Source organism: Enterococcus sp. AMC1251 (assembly GCF_058216535.1).
On record NZ_CM177098.1, the window covers coordinates 3,014,512 to 3,031,807 of the forward strand.

Below are 17,296 nucleotides of genomic sequence, written 5' to 3' on the forward strand. Positions count from 1 at the left end.
TCTGTGCGTTATTTGAAATACACTTTAATAAAAGTATTAAAAGGTTCTATATAATTTTTGCTTTTTTTGTTAACCTAAATACTTACTAGCCACATCAACTAAACGTTTTGTTTGATCTTGAATCGCTGCTTTCACTTCATCAGCTTTCAACATATTTCCTTCACCATCAATTGAAGCACTAGTTCCATAAGGATTTCCACCTGCCGCAAAAGTTGATGGATTTACATAGCCTGCAGGCACGATGATTGCACCCCAGTGTTGCATTACTGTGTAAATACCTTGAATTACTTGCTCTTGTCCACCATTTGGATTTTGTGCAGAAGAAAAGGCTGTTACAAATTTATTTGCTAATTTACCTTGTGCCCAAAGCCCACCTTGTAAATCAAAAAATTGTTTTAATTGGCTAGCCATTACGCCAAAACGTGAAGGTGAAGAGAAAATATACGCATCTGCCCATAATAAATCGTCACTTGTCACTTCTGGAATACCCGCAGTTGCTTCCACATTTTTACGCCATGCTGGATTTGAATCGATTGCCACATCTGGTGCTAACTCATGGACTTTTCTCAAACGAACTTCAGCGCCATTTGCTTCAGCTGCTTCTTTGGCCCATGTAACCATTTGTGTACCTGTTCCTGTTGAGCTATAATATGCGATTAATAACTTTGTTGCCATGATCTTTTTCCTCCAATAACTGTTATTTTCTTATCTACATTTATATACTAACAAAAAGTAAGTATTCCCGCAAATAGTTTGCTTACTAAAAATAAGTTATTATAAAATCAATACTTTCAACTATTTATTCAATAAAAAAAGGTGACTGCGATATAACTCTATGAGTTACAACTCAGTCACCTAAAATCCGAATAGACGGTGGGAGCAGAAGAAAATGCTTCTGTCCCAACCTCGTTTTCTTATTGATAACTGTTTTCTTTTCCATCCCAAACAGACATACCTTCTGAAACAGAAACAACATTGTATCCATAATTTTCAAGAAAAGAACACGCATGTTCTGAGCGCACACCATGTTGGCAAATAACGTAATGCGGCTGTTCACGATTAAGCTCTGTCATAGCTTCTGGTAATGTAGACAATGGATAATTTTTTGCGTTAGCAATATGACCAGCAACAAATTCATTCACTTCTCGAACATCAATGATCGAAACCGGTTCATTGACGGTTAACTCGATTAATTCTTTTAATTCCTTGATTGATACTCTTTTCATCTTATTGCTATTCCTCCTGCGGCTATTCAAATATCTAATCGCTGTCATTTACTTTCATAAGCAGCAAATTCGCCTCATTAGCAGTATACCACTGTTCATTCTCACTACAACATTTTACACTCTTTTTTTGAAAATTTATAAAGAGCATATTAAAATTAGAGGTTGCGACAAGCACACATGAGAGCTATTGCTCTCACATGTGTCTGTCACAACCTAATCACTTTTTATTATTCTTGTATACCATTTGCTGCAATTATTTTTTTATACCAATAAAATGATTGTTTTCTTGAGCGATCTAACGTCCCATTTCCTTCATCATCCATATCAACGTAAATAAATCCATAACGTTTTTTCATTTCACCTGTTCCAGCACTGACTAGATCAATACAACCCCAAGGTGTATAGCCGATTAAATCAACACCATCTAATTCAATCGCATCTTTCATTGCAGATATATGTTTACTAAAATAATCAATACGGTAATCATCCTGAATCGTACCGTCAGCTTCAACTTTATCCACTGCTCCAAAACCATTTTCTACGACAAATAGCGGTACGTTGTAACGATCATACAATTTACACAAAGAAATACGTAAGCCTAGAGGATCTACAGCCCAGCCCCAATCTGATTCTTGTAAATAAGGGTTTTTGACTGCCGGCATTTGATTACCGCCTACATATTTGACTTCATCTGGATTAGAAGTTGAAACAGTCGACATATAATAACTAAAACCAATATAATCAACAGTTCCTTCCTTGATGAGTTCATCATCTCCCGCTTCTTTTTTGATCACAACATTTTCTCGTTCAAATTCTTTTAATTTGTGCGCTGGATAGTCCCCTTTGACTTGGACATCCATGTAAAATTCCTGCTCACGATTAAATTTGAGCGCTTCCATAACATCTTCTGGATTACAACTCATTGGATAACTTGGAATATACGCTACCATCATTCCTATATTAAAATCTGGATTGATTTCATGTCCTAATGTAACAGCCTTTGCGCTTGCAACAAATAAATGGTGCGCTGCTTGATATTTTGCTTGCGGATCATTTTGATGAATCCCAATTTGCGTCCAACTACGCAAGAAATTGATTTCATTAAAAGTCATCCAGTATTTAACTTTATCTTTGTAACGTTTAAATAATGTTTCACAGAAAAACAAGAAGTAATCAATCACCTTTCGGCTTGACCAACCATCTAATTCATCTGCTAAATACATTGGAATATCAAAGTGATTAATCGTCACAATCGGTTCAATTCCATAACTTAACAACTCATCAAAAACTTTATCATAAAAAGCTAAGCCCTCTTCGTTAATTTCCGTTGTTCCTTTTGGACAGATTCTAGACCAAGCGATCGAAAGTCTAAAACATTTAAAGCCCATTTCTGCAAATAATGCAATGTCTTCCTTATAATGGTGATAAAAATCTGTTGCTACATGACTTGGATAATATTGGCTAGGATCAACATAACCCGTTGCACCTTCTGGCAAGGCTTCTCCTCGGGTACACGTTTCCACTTTGCCTTCTTTGGTTTTATAGGTAATCATTCTTGGTGTTGTATGGCTACCACCTGTAATTGCATCGAGAGTGCTTAGCCCCTTGCCGCCCGAAAGATAGCCGCCTTCATACTGATTGGCTGCTGTTGCTCCCCCCCATAAAAAACTTTCTGGAAATACTGAGTTGTTCATTGGTCATTTCTCCTTCTCTAATAAACTTGCTGCTGCTTCGTCAAGAATAACTGTTAAATGCGGATGCATTTTCAAAATAGAAGCAGGTATTTCGTCTGTGACCGCGCTTTCAACAAACGCTTTCATAATTTTCGCTTTTTTTACCCCACTCGCAAAAAGAATCAAGTGTTTCGCATTCATCACGCTTCTAGGTCCCATTGTAACATAAAAATCAGGCGTTTCCTCTGAATTTTCAAAATGTGATCCGATTCGTTCTTTCATTTTTTTATCACAGATAACTTTTGTTGTAAAATCAGTGAACTTCGTTGTACCAGGTAAATTCCCGCAGTAATGACCATCTGCTCCGATTCCTAGTAAAATCGCATCTAATCCTCCAGCCTCTGCTATTCGATTATCTTGTTCTGTGTAATTTTCCCCATTTAAAATATGAATTTTCTCTTCTGAAATTCCAGCGGGCGTATAATATAATTCTCTTAAGTCACCCATTGTTACACCTTCAAGAGTCCCTGATTTATATGGAATCTCATCAAAATTATAATAATGTACATTATCAAAATATTCTTTATCTTTAACCTCCCCAACTAGTTTTTTATACATGCCTATTGGCGTCGTTCCAGCTGTAATAGCCAAATTCACTCGCTCGTGACGTCGAAACATCTCGCCTATTAATAATTGTGCCGCAACTTTACTCAATTCATCGTAATCTTTAGTTAAAATAACTTTCATTTTTTTCCTCCTCATATACTATTAAACACTCAACATCTTCGTTGTATTTCTTGATATACTTCAATATTAGACTTTCTTCTTACTCTATAATCAAACCTACATGATTTTCTGTCTTTGTTAACATAGGAACAACTGTTATCAAAGGATCTTCATTTTCAACTTTTTTTAGATCATCCATCGCTAGAACTGATAGATACTCATCAGAGTTCGTCACAATTATAACCACACTTATATCGTAGCCCAATTCACTAATTTTTTCTCGATCAAATTGAATCAACGGAGTCCCTACTTTAACTGTTTGGCTCTGTTTACACAGTAGATCAAAATATTGTCCTTCCAATTCAACTGTGTCTATTCCAACATGAATCAAGAGTTCAATCCCTTCTTTTGATGTTAATCCAACCGCATGTTTTGTTTTAAAAGCAATGGTCACAACTCCATCAACTGGAGAAATAATGATGTCCTCATCAGGCATAATTGCGCTCCCTTTTCCTACTAATTCTTTTGAAAATGTTTGGTCGGCAATCTCACTAATTGGATACGCCATCCCAGAAACAGGCGAGCTAATGGTCACAACATCTTGCTCTTTATGAACAAGCATCTTTTTTTCAATGTCCTTTTCACGTGAATCATCAATTTTCATTACACTTTTGGCTAGTAAAAATGTAATAATAAATGTAGCTGTGACTGTAACAACTAACCCAATAATGAACCCAAGTGCTGCATCGTTTAAAAAAACGGGAATTGAAAGGATACTTGGCATAACAGGTGCCATTGATTTAGCACCTAAAATAGCTCCTGCAGCGCCTCCAATACCTCCTCCTAAAGAGGCACCAACAAACGCCGCTTTGTATTTTACTAAGACACCATATAGTGCAGGTTCAGTAATTCCTAAATACCCAGATACCGTTGAAGACAAAGCTACTTGCTTCATTTTTCTATTTGAACTTAAAAAATATACAGCAAAAGCTGCTGTAGCTTGGGCCATTGTACTCATAAAATTCATCGCACCCATTGTAGAATAACCATATGTCGCAATTTGCTGTTGAGTAATCGGTCGAATTGCATGATGCATCCCCATCAATACAAGTAAAGGACGACTTGCACCAATCACAAAGCCTGAGAATAGTGGCGAAAAATTAATTAATGCTTCAATTCCTTGAGCAATATACTCACCAATATAAAATCCAATCGGCGCCAAAACAATTAACATGATAGGTACTAGAAAAATCAATGTCAGTAATGGTGTAAAAATCACAGTCACCATACTCGGAATCTTTTTTTCAAAAAAGCGATACACATGACTTAACAGAAAAACTGCCAAAATGATTGGTAAAATGGAGCTACTGTAATTCACGATTGGAACAGGTAGAAAACCTAAAAATTGAACCTTCGTTAACTCTCCAGCCATTGCCGCATTAACCAAGGTTGGATACATCAATACACCTGCTAAACTCAAAGCCATATACTCATTCGTTTTAAATCTGCGAGCACTACTGACTGCAAGTAAAAATGGAAAGAAATAAAACATTGCATCTCCTGTCATATTCAGCACAAACATTGTCCCGCTTTCTGGGTCAGCCCATCCTAAACTAGTCAGCATGAATAAAAATCCTTTAAGCATCCCTCCTCCAATAATCGGCGCTAAACTAGGGACTAAAATAGCTGATAAAGTATTAATAAAACGATTCAGCAAAGAATCTTTTTGGTCATCAGTTTCAACTAGTCCTTCATTATCATCTAAACGAGGTAAGACTTTCATGATTTCTGCATATACTTTACTGACTTTTCCGCCAATGATTACCTGATATTGTCCACCTTTTTTTTGAACGCCCATAACGCCATCAAGTTCTTCTAACGCTTTTGTCTGTGCTTGAGACTCACTTTTTAAATTGAACCTTAATCTTGTGACACAATGAGTCAAACTGTTGATATTCTCATCACCACCTACTAAAGTAATGATTTTTTTTGCTAGATTTTGCATACGTTTCCCCTCTTTTCTGTTTGATATGTTTCTTATTTATTCACTAAATTACCTCTCTTCAACTTTCCTAAAAAAAAGACCTACTCAAAAAAAATTATTTTCTTTAGAAAATAACTTTTTTCAAACAGGTCTTGCCAGCCGTACTGTCACGAATCCTTGTATTGATTTGTCTATGAATTTAATAATCTGGCCAAGTGCAATGTCAGATATAATTGCTCATCAAATGTTGCCTTTTTATTGTAGCGTTCTTCTAGATAATGACTGATTTTCAAACTGCATTTAAACTCTTTTGGGTATTTTTTTTTTACGGTTAAAACAATTTCTTCATTATCAAGTGAGTTCATACTTTCTTGGGTGTTTAAGCGCATTAAATAATAGCGTAGATGGTTGAAAAAACGTTGGTAATTGATTGAGTTTTCATCCAATTCTACCTGGAAATAATAACGAACTAACTGAGAAATATCGCCCATCGTTTCCATATAGTCCATTGTTGTTTCCATCGATTCCTGATTAAATTGATAATTCACAAAATGCATTGCAATAAATACTGCTTCAGATTCTGGCAAAAGGACTCCTTTTTCTTCTCTAATTAACGTAAGAGCCTGACGACCAACTTCAACTTCTCTGGGATAAAATTGTTTGATTTCCCATTCAATCGGACTACGAATTTTCAATTTCTCTTTATGTCGCTTGAATGCAAATAGTAGATGATCTAGTAAACTAAACAAAATAACTGGTTTGATTTTTCTTCCTAGCTTAACTTCACCAATTTTCACTATCTTTTCTATCAAGATGATCTCTTCAAAACTAGCTTCATTTAGCAAAACTGCCATTTGTTTAACATTCATTTTTTCAGTAGGCAGATAAACTTGCTGAATTAATCCTATATCTACAGGATCATTAGGGTACGCCTGAAATCCTAAACCTTTTCCAACAACAATTACTTCTAATTCCCCATCAACAGCTAACACAACATTATTGTTGATTCGTTTTTTTATATACAATTCATCACCTCCCATAACTAAAAAATGTAGCTAACTTGTCCAAACCTGACTAAAAAGAAAAAACCATAACATAGTAAACACGACAAAAATACTTTTATCATCTTTACTATATTATGGTTATGCCTGACAAATCAGTAACAATTCCATTAGCTATAGTCAATATAGCACGACAAGAAAGCGCTGTCAAATCTTTTTTTATTAGTTTTCTCTATTTTAAATTGCGTTAAATCTATATTTTGAGACAGCCCATATTTATTCATCATTTCACTACTCACATCATCTACTCGGACAAATCCGATCGTTGCGCTCCATATCCTAAATTCAAACAAAAAGGTGGAAGCAGAAGTAACCCCTTCTGTTCCAACCTTAATCTCTTATGATTATTTTTTTTTATATGCTTTCCATCTACTAAGCAGTATATAAAGCAAGAGCACCACCAAACCGATTGGTGTGAACTTTTCAATAATACTACCTGTGACAGGAAATTTCTTTAGCCCTATGTGTACCTGTTTTGGTTGTGCTAATTTTGTATCTATTTCTGATTCTAGTTCTTTTGACTCCTGAGTCTGTGCTTCATTTCCACCAATTTGCCCATGGATTTCTATATCAGTTGCAGCATAGGTAAAATCTTGATAAAAACTAACGCAGCCCACTAAAAAAATTATCGTAATGATGTGACAACTAAATTGTTTCATTGTTTATCACAGCCTTTTATTGAGTTAGGGTGTTACACCAAGTGTTGAACCATCTTTTTGGATTGATGTAAATTTCAATGTCAATGTATAATTTTCAGCTGTAGTATTTTGATCAACATTTGCTGGTAGATCAGCCACAGTTGTACCTGTATAGTAGAATTTAGCAGAATTAGCATACGCTGAAGCCGCATCGGTATCAATATTTAAACGTCCATCTTTATTTGCCAAACGCATCCAAACAGGTGCACTTGTCAAATCAGCTAACGCATTATTATCAACTATGTTGATAGCTGCAGGAGCAGATACTAAGTTATTTCCTTTAGCATTGATTGTTAATGTATCAACATACTTAGGTGTTCCATCCATATTATTCAATGTCACAGCAACACCGCGACCTGAATTATTTACAATACTATAATCTGCAGATTCAATGTTTTTATGTGCACTTGCTGTTGTTGTGTGAAATGCTGTTGCTGTATCAACAGTAACATTGATCCACTCATCAGAACCTTCTGGAATATTCGTATTTGGATCCGTGTTGTCTAACTTACCGATTGTTCCGTTGATAATCACATCTGCAGAGTTTTCTCCGTCAATTGTTTCAGCTGAAGCTAATTGTGTGATTCCTGATACGCTTAGACCTAGCATCGTTGTAGCAAGTAAAATGTTTGTTTTTTTCATATTGTTTCTCCTTCTATGTGTGAAATGATTTATTTTTAACAGAAAATCTGTTAAATAACGATGTTAGTTATTGACTCGAATGGTAATTCCCGCTTGAACTTGTCCAAGCTTTTTATTCGTTTTCGAATCATAAATATCAAATGTAGCTGTTGCGGGATGATCTCCTTTAGCAAGCTTTTTATCTAGCTTTGCTCCATTTATTTCATATCCTGGCTGAATCGCACCAGAAGAATACACTTGTTCATTGTTACTGTCTAAACGAATCACCACATTGATTGGATAACCGTTTTCGATTGGATTTTGAATATATAGACTACCTTCACTATCACCCGTCTCAAAAACTGCATCAGATTTGATGACCATATTAAACTTACTCGCATCAACTGCTTTTTGTTCAGTCGCTTTCACTTCTTTATCACTCATCTTCTTAGCACCTTTTGTATCCGGTAAATAATCACCAGAAACCACTTGAACAGGCTCTACTTTAGTCGAAAAATAATAGTATAAGCCACCTGCTGATACAGCTAACAAGAACAGCAATAATAAAACCAACAGACGTTTCTTTTTCTTCTTATCTTCATTTGTTTTGTCCATAGAATGCCCCTCATTCTTCATTTTTTTCAACTTTAAATGTCAGCTTGTACGTTGGAAATATCGCTTGTTTCGTTGCATTGAAATACTTTCCTCTAAGAGTCAGTTTTTTTTGTTCGTTTGCATTTAAAACACCGATTGGCAAAGGATTGTTTGCCAATTCACTTGTTAAAAAAAGCGGTTCTGACTGATTATTATCTATAAGCATTTGTAACGCAAGTTCATTCTGACCAACGTTTCCGACAAGATTATTCAACAGCAGCAATTGGTTAGCATCCGTATTTTCTTTGACTAGATTTGTTATCGATAGTTTTGTTGCTGCATTCCCTTTATTTACAATTTGGTAATCTTCGGAAGATAATTCTCCTTCTTGCGCTGTAGCAATATCTTTGTTCTGTGTCTGAAAAGCCATTTCGATTGGGACTTCTACTTTGATAATTTCTGTCACTGTTTGAAATTCAGTAAGAGGTGTCATTGCCAGCACAATTTCTTCACCTGAAACGCCAATCACTCTTACACGTACGTAATAGGTAACATCGCCATCTAGATCTTTTAATTTCGTTGAGAATGTTTGATTTTTATCTCCTAAAAGATCCGCAAGTTGAGATTTTGTCTCCTGAGCTGGAAAGTCTTTACTCTTACTGTATTCTACTTTGACTTGTTGATAGTTACCGCCATAATAAGCCTCTTGATTAGGAATCGCTACCGCTTCTCCATTTGAATAATCTGTCCATTTACCAGTATCACTAGCCAATTCACCATTAATAATAGCTGATGTCGTTGTGACATTTGCTGTGATGTTTTTTAATTGAGGTTTAGTAGCAAACATTTCTGCATCCGAAAATTCACTTTCACCTGCTTGATTAACAACAATCATTTGTGCCCAATAATTTGTATTCGGGTTTAAATCATTTATTCTTACTTTATAATTTGAACTAAGTATTGTATTTTCTTGATCTTCGAATGTATTTAATGTCACGATATGTTTAGCTTTACTTAAATCATTTGTATCCTCTTCAGTAGTAAACAGAAAAAATTTTACTTCCTTAGCTTGACTACCATTATTAACTGATGAGGCATATAGCGAAATGGATGTGTCTGTTTTTTCCGCTGCAAGTAACCCTAATTGATCTGGAACATCTATAAACTCGCTAAAAACGATTTTTTGGGCATTTTTCATTGCTAGTATCTCTTGTGTAGAAAATGGATTTGGCGAACCTACGATATTCGTATAATTTGCTCCTTGAACACTCAAGTCTGAAGCTTCTTTAAAAATCTCTTGTGTTGGTGTACTATTTGTTTTATTCGAAAAAGTTGCTATTTTTTTTAAATAGTTGCTGGAAAAAGACAAATTATTTACACCATTAGCTCCATTTAGTCCTAACGTTCCAAGACTGGCAGCAGCAAATGAGACTCGTTTGGCTTTGTCCATCTTAAGAGCAAATGTGCTAGAAGATGACGATGCAAAGACCCCACCGCTAGCAACATCTATTGAAACATCGGCATTCTCTGCAATCGTCATTCTGCCTTTAGCAGTATAAAGATCGATTGATGAAGGTAATTTAAAATCAACTTGAGCATTATCCTGAAAATCAAATACTACTGACTGAGTTTGATTAGAGGCAAAAAATTGATTTCTCGTTCCACCCGTGGCAAGTGTCATCTTATCCAAATTTAAAACAGCATTTTTCTCAACAATATAACTTGGTGCTAACGTACCATAAGTCATATTACTGTTTGTCTGGATATTCAGTTGCGCATTTTCTCGAACTACAATTTGAGAAGCTCCTGAATGGGGATTTGCTGAGGCATTACTTGTCGACCAAATAAATGCACTGGTTCGATTAGATGAATGCTTGATTGAAGTATAACCATTTTGAATTTCTACGTAATTAATTTCTGCCCATTCCTGGGAATATGTATTCGTCCCTCTTTGATCGATCGTATTTTGCCCTCGCATTATGACAGATCCGTTTATGTTATAAATCATTTGACCATTTGTAGAATAGTAATCGACACTATCAAAGATAAATGTCATATTTGCAGCTGACCCTCCAGATAAAAAGCCATAATATCCAACTGCGCCAGAACCATCAGTGTTACCAAATTGTGTGTTACGAATCTCAATTACCGCATTTGCTTGATTTGCATAAAAACCGCTAGTAGCTGAACTACCTTTATCATATGTAATAATATGGTTTGCACCATCGATGATCATGTTATCTTTAAGTTGATAACCATTAGATTCTAAGTCAATATTATTGGTTAAACGAAATTTCAGCTTTTGATTATCCTTTAAATATTCAGCCAAAGTAGCTGCTGAATCAACTAACCAGAAGCCATCTACATCTTGTACAGCGTCTTTCCTTAAGAGCTTTCTATCAATTATTTCAGATTTATTTTTATCTTCTAAATCATTTATACTATTACTATCCGTTATTTTTTCATTTTCTATCGATTCTTCTTCCTTAGCCAATTCTTGACTAAACGAGCTGTCCTCAATAGATGTTACTGACGAATCTGATGTCAAAATTTCTTTAGTTGACTCCGTCGTTACTGAACTTCCCTCATCATATTGCTCAGTTTCTATAGCATAGAACCAATCAACCGGGGAAATCATTAGAATGATAAAACTGATAAATATCAAGTAACTATTTCTTCTCACGACAGTCCTCCCAACTTTTTTATGCAAATTATAATAATAATATTTGTTCTATCTATTATTGTATTGTATTGTAATTTGAGATAAATATCAATTTAATAACGTTAGTTTTTTTAAAATTATACTTATTTAATCATAATTAGTCATTATTTCTTAACTATAAATAACCTTATTAATACTTACGATTTTTTATTTATCTTTTCGCGATCACTGATTTTTCTTTATCTCTAAAATTTTCCTTTGAGTTAGTAATGATTTTACACTTCTTCTTTTAACACGTTAAGTTAAAAAAGTTGGAACAAAAGTAACTCCTTTATATTTTTTGGAGTTGAACTCTTCTATCCCAACTTTGATCTTCTATTGTTTAAGCGTTTGTCTTATTCTGAAGTAAGTACCTCTATATAAGTCCCAGTTCTTTTCCTGATTTTCTGTTGATCAACGATTAAAAAAGTATCAAACATTTTTTGGAGAAAGAAGCGATCATGTGAAACAACTAGCATTGTACCTTGGAATTCTTCTAGTATTTCTTCTACTTCTTCTCTCGTTTCAATATCTAAGTGATTGGTTGGCTCGTCTAGCACTAAAAAATTGACCTCATTTTGCATTAGTTTAGCTAATTCTAAACGAACCTTTTCACCACCGCTTAAAAATCGAACTTGTTTCATTACATCATCACTATAGAAAGAATACTTAGCCAATACATGGCGACTGTCTTGTTCAGCTAGAGAACAAGCTTCACTAAAGGATTGTAACACTGTTTGTTTAGGATTCATATATTGAATAACTTGAGGCAAATAGCCAACTTGAAGATTCGTTCCTTGCTTGATTTCACCACTATCAACTGCCTCCAACGCTAGAGCCAGTTTTAACAAGGTGCTTTTACCTACACCATTTTCTCCTATGATCGCCGAATGATCTTTCCAAAATAGTGAAAATTCGGCTTTCTCAAACAATGTTCTATCCGCATAGCTTTTGCTGACCTCCTTAAATTGAAGCACTTCTTTACCGGAGCGATTCGCTTCTTTGAATTTCTTGTCTATTTTTGCTGTTTCTTCTTTAGGTTTAGGAATTTTCTGAATCTTTTCTAACCGTTTTTCAAGTTGCTTGGCTTTTTTGAAAAACTTTTCATTGTCTCCTTCATGTCCCCACTGTCGAAAGCGACGAATTGCTAGTTTTATTTTCTGAATTTCTTTTTGCTGTTCTGCAAAATCTTTTCTAAGCTTTTCAAGTTGCTCTTCTTTTTGTCGTTTATACGCAGAATAATTTCCTTTGTATTCCTGTAAATGACCATCTTCCAGCTCTACAATTTTTTCTATCGTATGATCTAAAAATAATCGATCATGAGAAACAATCAAATACGCTGTTTTCTCATGGGTCAAATACCCTTCCAACCAAGTAATTCTTTTAGCATCCAGGTGATTGGTGGGTTCATCTAGCAACACAAGATCATTTTCTTGCAATAAAATTCTTGCCAAAGCTACGATTGTCTGCTCACCTCCGCTTAATTGTGAAAGTTTTTTTGGCAACAAATCATTGATCATTAAACCGTTTGCGATCATCTCGAGTTTGTTGTCCATCTCGTAACCACCAGCTTGTTGAAATTCTTCTTGTTTTTGACCATAACGAACGACTGTTTTTTCTAGATCACATTCTGGAATCGTCATTTGCTCTTCCAATTGCGTTAATTGTTTCTGAATTGCATTCAGGAATGTGAACGTTTCTAGCAAGTAGTCTTTGACCTTCTGTTCACAAATGTCCGGCATTTGAGCCAAATAGCCAATACGTGCGTTTTTCTTGCAGCTAATGGTTCCTGAATCAACCGTCTCGATTCCTGTGATGATGTTTAAAATTGTTGATTTACCTGAACCATTTGTCCCAATTAATCCTATTTTTTCCCCTTTGTTTATTTGCAAATTTAATTCTTCAAAAAGTGGTTCCATTCCATACTTTTTGGTTATTTTTTGTAATTGTACTAACATCTCTTCCTCTTTCTGCCATTCAGACAGATCAACAAAAATAAAATGTATTATCTTTTATACTAATTTTAAGCGTACAAAAAAAAGCTGAACAACGTTCTCCGTTCAACCTTCATTATTTACTGTCTGCTAGCAATTTTCCACTGCTCTTTTGATTAAGATCAGTTGAAACCAAATTACTCTCTTCCGTTATTTTATGACTAATTCGTTTCAAGTAAATAAGTCTGAATGGTCTGTTTTATTTAATTTTTTATCCCTTTTTAGACACACTTGTCCCTTGAGATAAAAAATCGGAAATAATAACATGACAAAAAGATAGGTATACGATTATATAAGAAAAACCTGTTGTTATTTTTGGCATGTTGACCATTGTACTTATTCACCACCTTCGTCATTTATTGGTTATATTGTAGCATGTTCGTTTCATTTATGCAAAATGAGTTTATTTGATTCCTGGTTGGTAATATTTTAATCGTTCTTCAAGCGTTCCAGTGTGCAGTTCAAATAAATGGTTATCGAAATCGTAAAAATAAATTGAATTTGCTTCACCTTCTACACGTTGACGACCAGCTTTTATTTCTAATCCTAAAGCGCTGATTTTCTCTAAGTAATGTTCATACTCATTTTCTTCTATCTTAAACGCAATGTGATTATATGTCTTTGTAGGTAACGAATCGCCTTGCATAATCGCTATCCAAAGATTGTTAATCAGGAAAAATTTTTCTTGTGCTATAGAAAACGTCGCTGTTCCGCTTGAATAAACCTCTTTTGCAGCAAATATTGTTTTAAAAAAGAGAGTGGCCTTTTCTAAATCGTGTACGATAAAGGTAATACGACTGATCATTTTTTTCCTCACATCCCTATTTATAATGAAACAGAGATACTGATTTTATTCAGCACCTCTGTTTCTAATATATTTAATTCGCTACAATATTCACCAATTTATCTGGAACAACAATCACTTTACGCACTGTTTTCCCATCAATAAAAGATTGGATTTCTTCTGTTGCTAGAGCTTTCTCCTCTAACTCTTCTTTGCTCAACCCTCGAGCGATATTCAATTTTGCACGAACTTTTCCGTTAACTTGAAAAACAACTTCGACCTCATCTTCAATCAATGCAGCTTCATCATATGTCGGCCAAGGAGCATTCGTTAGACTTTCTTCATTTCCAAGAATTGTCCATAGCTCTTCACCGATATGTGGCGCGATTGGTGCTAGTAATTGAACGAAACCTTCAATGTATTCGTATGGCAGAACATCGACTTTGTTGGCTTCATTCACAAAGACCATCAATTGAGAAATCGCTGTATTGAAGTGTAAATTTTCCATGTCTTCTGTCACTTTTTTCACTGTTTGATTATAAACCTTCGTTAAACGCCCATCGTTTATAGTCGTAATACGGTCACGCATTTTATCATTTTCATCTACAATCAAGCGCCATACACGATCCAAGAATTTACGACTGCCTTCAAGTCCATTTTCACTCCAAGCAATCGATGCATCAAGTGGTCCCATGAACATTTCATACATTCTTAGGGTGTCAGCTCCATATTTTTCAACAACATCATCAGGATTCACAACGTTTTTCAATGATTTACTCATTTTAGCTGGTGCTTCTTCTAATTCTTCACCAGTTTCACTATTCACCCAAATACCATCACGTTTCTCTACCATATTCGTCGGAACCAGTACTCCACGGCTATCTCGGAAACTTTGACCTAAGATCATTCCTTGGTTGTATAGTTTTTGATACGGCTCTTTTGTTGGTACAACACCGATATCATATAAAAATTTATGCCAAAAACGTGCGTATAACAAGTGAAGTACGGCATGTTCCGCTCCACCAATATAGATATCTACTGGCAACCAGCGTTCTAGTTTTTCATAATTGGCAAGTTCATTTTTGTTATGCGGATCAATATAACGTAAATGATACCATGAGCTTCCTGCCCATTGCGGCATCGTATTCGTTTCACGTTTGCCTTTTTTGCCAGTTTCAGAATCGACTACGTTAATCCACTCAGTAATATTCGCAAGTGGTGATTCTCCCGTTCCGCTTGGCTTGATATCATCTGTTTTCGGTAATTTTAGTGGTAGTTCAGATTCTGGAACGGTGGTTGTTGTCCCATCTTCCCAATGGATCACAGGAATTGGTTCGCCCCAATAACGTTGACGTGAAAATAACCAATCACGCAAGCGGTAACTCACTTCTTTTTTTCCTACATTATTTTCTTCTAACCATTCATTTATTTTAGTAATTGCTTCTTCTTTATTCATGCCGTTTAAAAAATCGGAATTGATGTGTACACCATCGCCTGTATACGGGGCTTTTTCAATATTTCCACCTTCTAATACTGGAACGATATCAATATTGAAAGCTTTAGCAAATTCATAGTCACGTTCATCATGAGCTGGGACTGCCATAATTGCTCCTGTACCATATGATGCCAATACATAATCAGCAATCCAGATTGGGATCTCAACACCATTGACTGGGTTCACTGCATATGCCCCTGTAAAGACACCTGTTTTTTCTTTTGCTAGATCTGTTCGGTTTAAATCTGATTTTTTTGATGCAGCATCAATATAGGCTTCCACAGCATCTTTTTGCTCTGGCGTAGTAATCTTTTTCACCAATTCTAATTCAGGTGCTAAAACGGTATAGGTTGCACCAAATAATGTATCTGGACGAGTCGTAAATACGGTAAATTCATCTTCTGAGCCAGCTACTTTAAACGTAACGTTCGCTCCTTCAGAACGACCGATCCAGTTACGTTGCATATCCTTGATGCTTTCAGGCCAATCGACTAACTCTAAATCATCCAGTAAACGATCTGCATATGCAGTGATTTTCAACATCCATTGACGCATTGGTTTTCTAACAACATCATAGCCGCCACGTTCGCTTTTTCCATCAATAACTTCTTCATTTGAAATAACAGTACCAAGTTCTGGTACCCAATTGACTGCCACTTCGGCTTCATAAGCCAAGCCGTGCTCATATAGTTTTGTGAAAATCCACTGGGTCCATTTATAATATTCTGGATCGGTTGTATTGATCTCTCGATTCCAATCATAACTGAAACCTAATGAATTGATTTGACGTTTAAATGTTTCGATATTTTTATTCGTAAATTCAGCTGGATCATTTCCAGTATCTAATGCATATTGTTCCGCAGGTAATCCAAACGCATCCCACCCCATTGGATGCAAAACACTATAGCCTTGACTTCTTTTCATTCGTGACAGAATATCTGTCGCTGTATAGCCTTCTGGATGCCCAACATGAAGACCTTGTCCTGATGGATACGGAAACATATCTAGGGCATAAAATTTTTCTTTGTTCACATCTTCATCTGTAGTGAAACTGTTATGTTTTTCCCAATATTTTTGCCATTTTTTCTCGATTTCTTTATGATCGTAACTCACGTTTTTTCCCCCTATTTTAAGTAGCTTTTTTTAATAATTTTTCCACCTATTTCTTATGTTCATTTTCTACATTTTCTTACAGCGTTTAACTTCACTCGCTAGTATGGTAACTTCTCTCCCTTTAAACTCCTTGTATTGTTCATCATCTACTCTTAAAACTTTAGCTCTTAGAATTTAATGAGATCGAAACGAAGTGGTATGATTCACTAGTATGGTAACTTCTCTCCCTTTGGTCGCCAAGTATTGTTCATCATCTACTCTGGTGGAGCCAATCGTAGTGATTCACAACAAAAACGTCCTACAGGAAAAATTCCTATAGGACGTATGATTAACAACGTGGTACCACCTAATTTTACTTGTATAAATTACAAGCCTCAACGCTGTAACGGCCGCCACCGATTTTACTTAGTAAAGTTTAGCTGATTGTTGAACTATGTCTCATCCCCCATTTACTTCAAAAAAAAGATCAGAGAACATTTATTCACTCGTTCAGTAAAATAACTCAAAGGCGAGTTCGAAAGCTTCTGTACGTATTTTCACCAGCCATACGCTCTCTAAAACATGGTTCTTTCTACTATTCCTTTTCACTGTATATATATCTGTCATGTGCTATCATACTACCAAAA

General features: G+C 35.4%; 13 protein-coding genes and 1 other annotated feature. All 13 genes read right to left on the bottom strand.

Going from position 1 to position 17,296, the window contains the following annotated elements; translation table 11 throughout:
• Positions 1 to 69: 69 nt before the first annotated feature.
• Positions 70 to 675, bottom strand: coding sequence for an NAD(P)H-dependent oxidoreductase (locus tag AC4BBR_RS14235; RefSeq protein ID WP_490460159.1), 606 nt, complete (start codon positions 673 to 675; stop codon positions 70 to 72).
• 239 nt (positions 676 to 914) lie between these two features.
• Complete coding sequence (locus AC4BBR_RS14240) at positions 915 to 1,226, bottom strand: rhodanese-like domain-containing protein (protein WP_490460160.1); 312 nt, start codon at positions 1,224 to 1,226, stop codon at positions 915 to 917.
• Between the two features lie 227 nt (positions 1,227 to 1,453).
• On the bottom strand, positions 1,454 to 2,920 hold the full coding sequence (locus AC4BBR_RS14245) for a glycoside hydrolase family 1 protein (RefSeq protein ID WP_490460161.1): 1,467 nt from the start codon (positions 2,918 to 2,920) through the stop codon (positions 1,454 to 1,456).
• A 3-nt stretch (positions 2,921 to 2,923) separates the two neighbouring features.
• Positions 2,924 to 3,646: a glucosamine-6-phosphate deaminase gene (locus AC4BBR_RS14250; protein ID WP_490460162.1), complete on the bottom strand. Its 723-nt coding sequence runs from the start codon at positions 3,644 to 3,646 to the stop codon at positions 2,924 to 2,926.
• Positions 3,647 to 3,725: 79 nt separating this feature from the next.
• Positions 3,726 to 5,630 carry a beta-glucoside-specific PTS transporter subunit IIABC gene (locus tag AC4BBR_RS14255; RefSeq protein WP_490460163.1) on the bottom strand — a complete coding sequence of 635 codons (1,905 nt, stop codon included), beginning with the start codon at positions 5,628 to 5,630 and terminating at the stop codon, positions 3,726 to 3,728.
• Between the two features lie 170 nt (positions 5,631 to 5,800).
• Complete coding sequence (locus AC4BBR_RS14260; protein ID WP_490460164.1) at positions 5,801 to 6,634, bottom strand: PRD domain-containing protein; 834 nt, start codon at positions 6,632 to 6,634, stop codon at positions 5,801 to 5,803.
• A 380-nt stretch (positions 6,635 to 7,014) separates the two neighbouring features.
• Complete coding sequence (locus AC4BBR_RS14265) at positions 7,015 to 7,329, bottom strand: hypothetical protein (protein WP_490460165.1); 315 nt, start codon at positions 7,327 to 7,329, stop codon at positions 7,015 to 7,017.
• A gap of 24 nt (positions 7,330 to 7,353) precedes the next feature.
• Entirely contained in the window at positions 7,354 to 8,010 is a 657-nt protein-coding gene (locus AC4BBR_RS14270; protein WP_490460166.1) for a hypothetical protein, read from the bottom strand.
• A 63-nt stretch (positions 8,011 to 8,073) separates the two neighbouring features.
• Positions 8,074 to 8,604: a hypothetical protein gene (locus tag AC4BBR_RS14275; protein ID WP_490460167.1), complete on the bottom strand. Its 531-nt coding sequence runs from the start codon at positions 8,602 to 8,604 to the stop codon at positions 8,074 to 8,076.
• A 10-nt stretch (positions 8,605 to 8,614) separates the two neighbouring features.
• Positions 8,615 to 11,266 (bottom strand): fibronectin type III domain-containing protein, encoded by a 2,652-nt coding sequence (locus AC4BBR_RS14280; RefSeq protein ID WP_490460168.1) that lies wholly within the window; start codon positions 11,264 to 11,266, stop codon positions 8,615 to 8,617.
• A gap of 374 nt (positions 11,267 to 11,640) precedes the next feature.
• Positions 11,641 to 13,242 carry a ribosomal protection-like ABC-F family protein gene (abc-f, locus tag AC4BBR_RS14285; protein ID WP_490460169.1) on the bottom strand — a complete coding sequence of 534 codons (1,602 nt, stop codon included), beginning with the start codon at positions 13,240 to 13,242 and terminating at the stop codon, positions 11,641 to 11,643.
• A gap of 439 nt (positions 13,243 to 13,681) precedes the next feature.
• On the bottom strand, positions 13,682 to 14,083 hold the full coding sequence (fosX, locus tag AC4BBR_RS14290) for a FosX/FosE/FosI family fosfomycin resistance hydrolase (RefSeq protein WP_490460170.1): 402 nt from the start codon (positions 14,081 to 14,083) through the stop codon (positions 13,682 to 13,684).
• 73 nt (positions 14,084 to 14,156) lie between these two features.
• Complete coding sequence (leuS, locus tag AC4BBR_RS14295) at positions 14,157 to 16,670, bottom strand: leucine--tRNA ligase (protein WP_490460171.1); 2,514 nt, start codon at positions 16,668 to 16,670, stop codon at positions 14,157 to 14,159.
• A gap of 313 nt (positions 16,671 to 16,983) precedes the next feature.
• Positions 16,984 to 17,267 (bottom strand) — a binding site (T-box leader).
• Between the last annotated feature and the right edge of the window lie 29 nt (positions 17,268 to 17,296).

What these genes read in the sequence shown, in the direction of transcription:
- AC4BBR_RS14275 (WP_490460167.1), bottom strand. Translation starts at nt 8,604, where the DNA reads ATGGACAAAACAAATGAAGATAAGAAGAAAAAGAAACGTCTGTTGGTT.
- AC4BBR_RS14235 (WP_490460159.1), bottom strand. Translation starts at nt 675, where the DNA reads ATGGCAACAAAGTTATTAATCGCATATTATAGCTCAACAGGAACAGGT.
- abc-f (WP_490460169.1), bottom strand. Translation starts at nt 13,242, where the DNA reads ATGTTAGTACAATTACAAAAAATAACCAAAAAGTATGGAATGGAACCA.
- AC4BBR_RS14265 (WP_490460165.1), bottom strand. Translation starts at nt 7,329, where the DNA reads ATGAAACAATTTAGTTGTCACATCATTACGATAATTTTTTTAGTGGGC.
- AC4BBR_RS14245 (WP_490460161.1), bottom strand. Translation starts at nt 2,920, where the DNA reads ATGAACAACTCAGTATTTCCAGAAAGTTTTTTATGGGGGGGAGCAACA.
- AC4BBR_RS14240 (WP_490460160.1), bottom strand. Translation starts at nt 1,226, where the DNA reads ATGAAAAGAGTATCAATCAAGGAATTAAAAGAATTAATCGAGTTAACC.
- AC4BBR_RS14270 (WP_490460166.1), bottom strand. Translation starts at nt 8,010, where the DNA reads ATGAAAAAAACAAACATTTTACTTGCTACAACGATGCTAGGTCTAAGC.
- fosX (WP_490460170.1), bottom strand. Translation starts at nt 14,083, where the DNA reads ATGATCAGTCGTATTACCTTTATCGTACACGATTTAGAAAAGGCCACT.
- AC4BBR_RS14250 (WP_490460162.1), bottom strand. Translation starts at nt 3,646, where the DNA reads ATGAAAGTTATTTTAACTAAAGATTACGATGAATTGAGTAAAGTTGCG.
- AC4BBR_RS14255 (WP_490460163.1), bottom strand. Translation starts at nt 5,630, where the DNA reads ATGCAAAATCTAGCAAAAAAAATCATTACTTTAGTAGGTGGTGATGAG.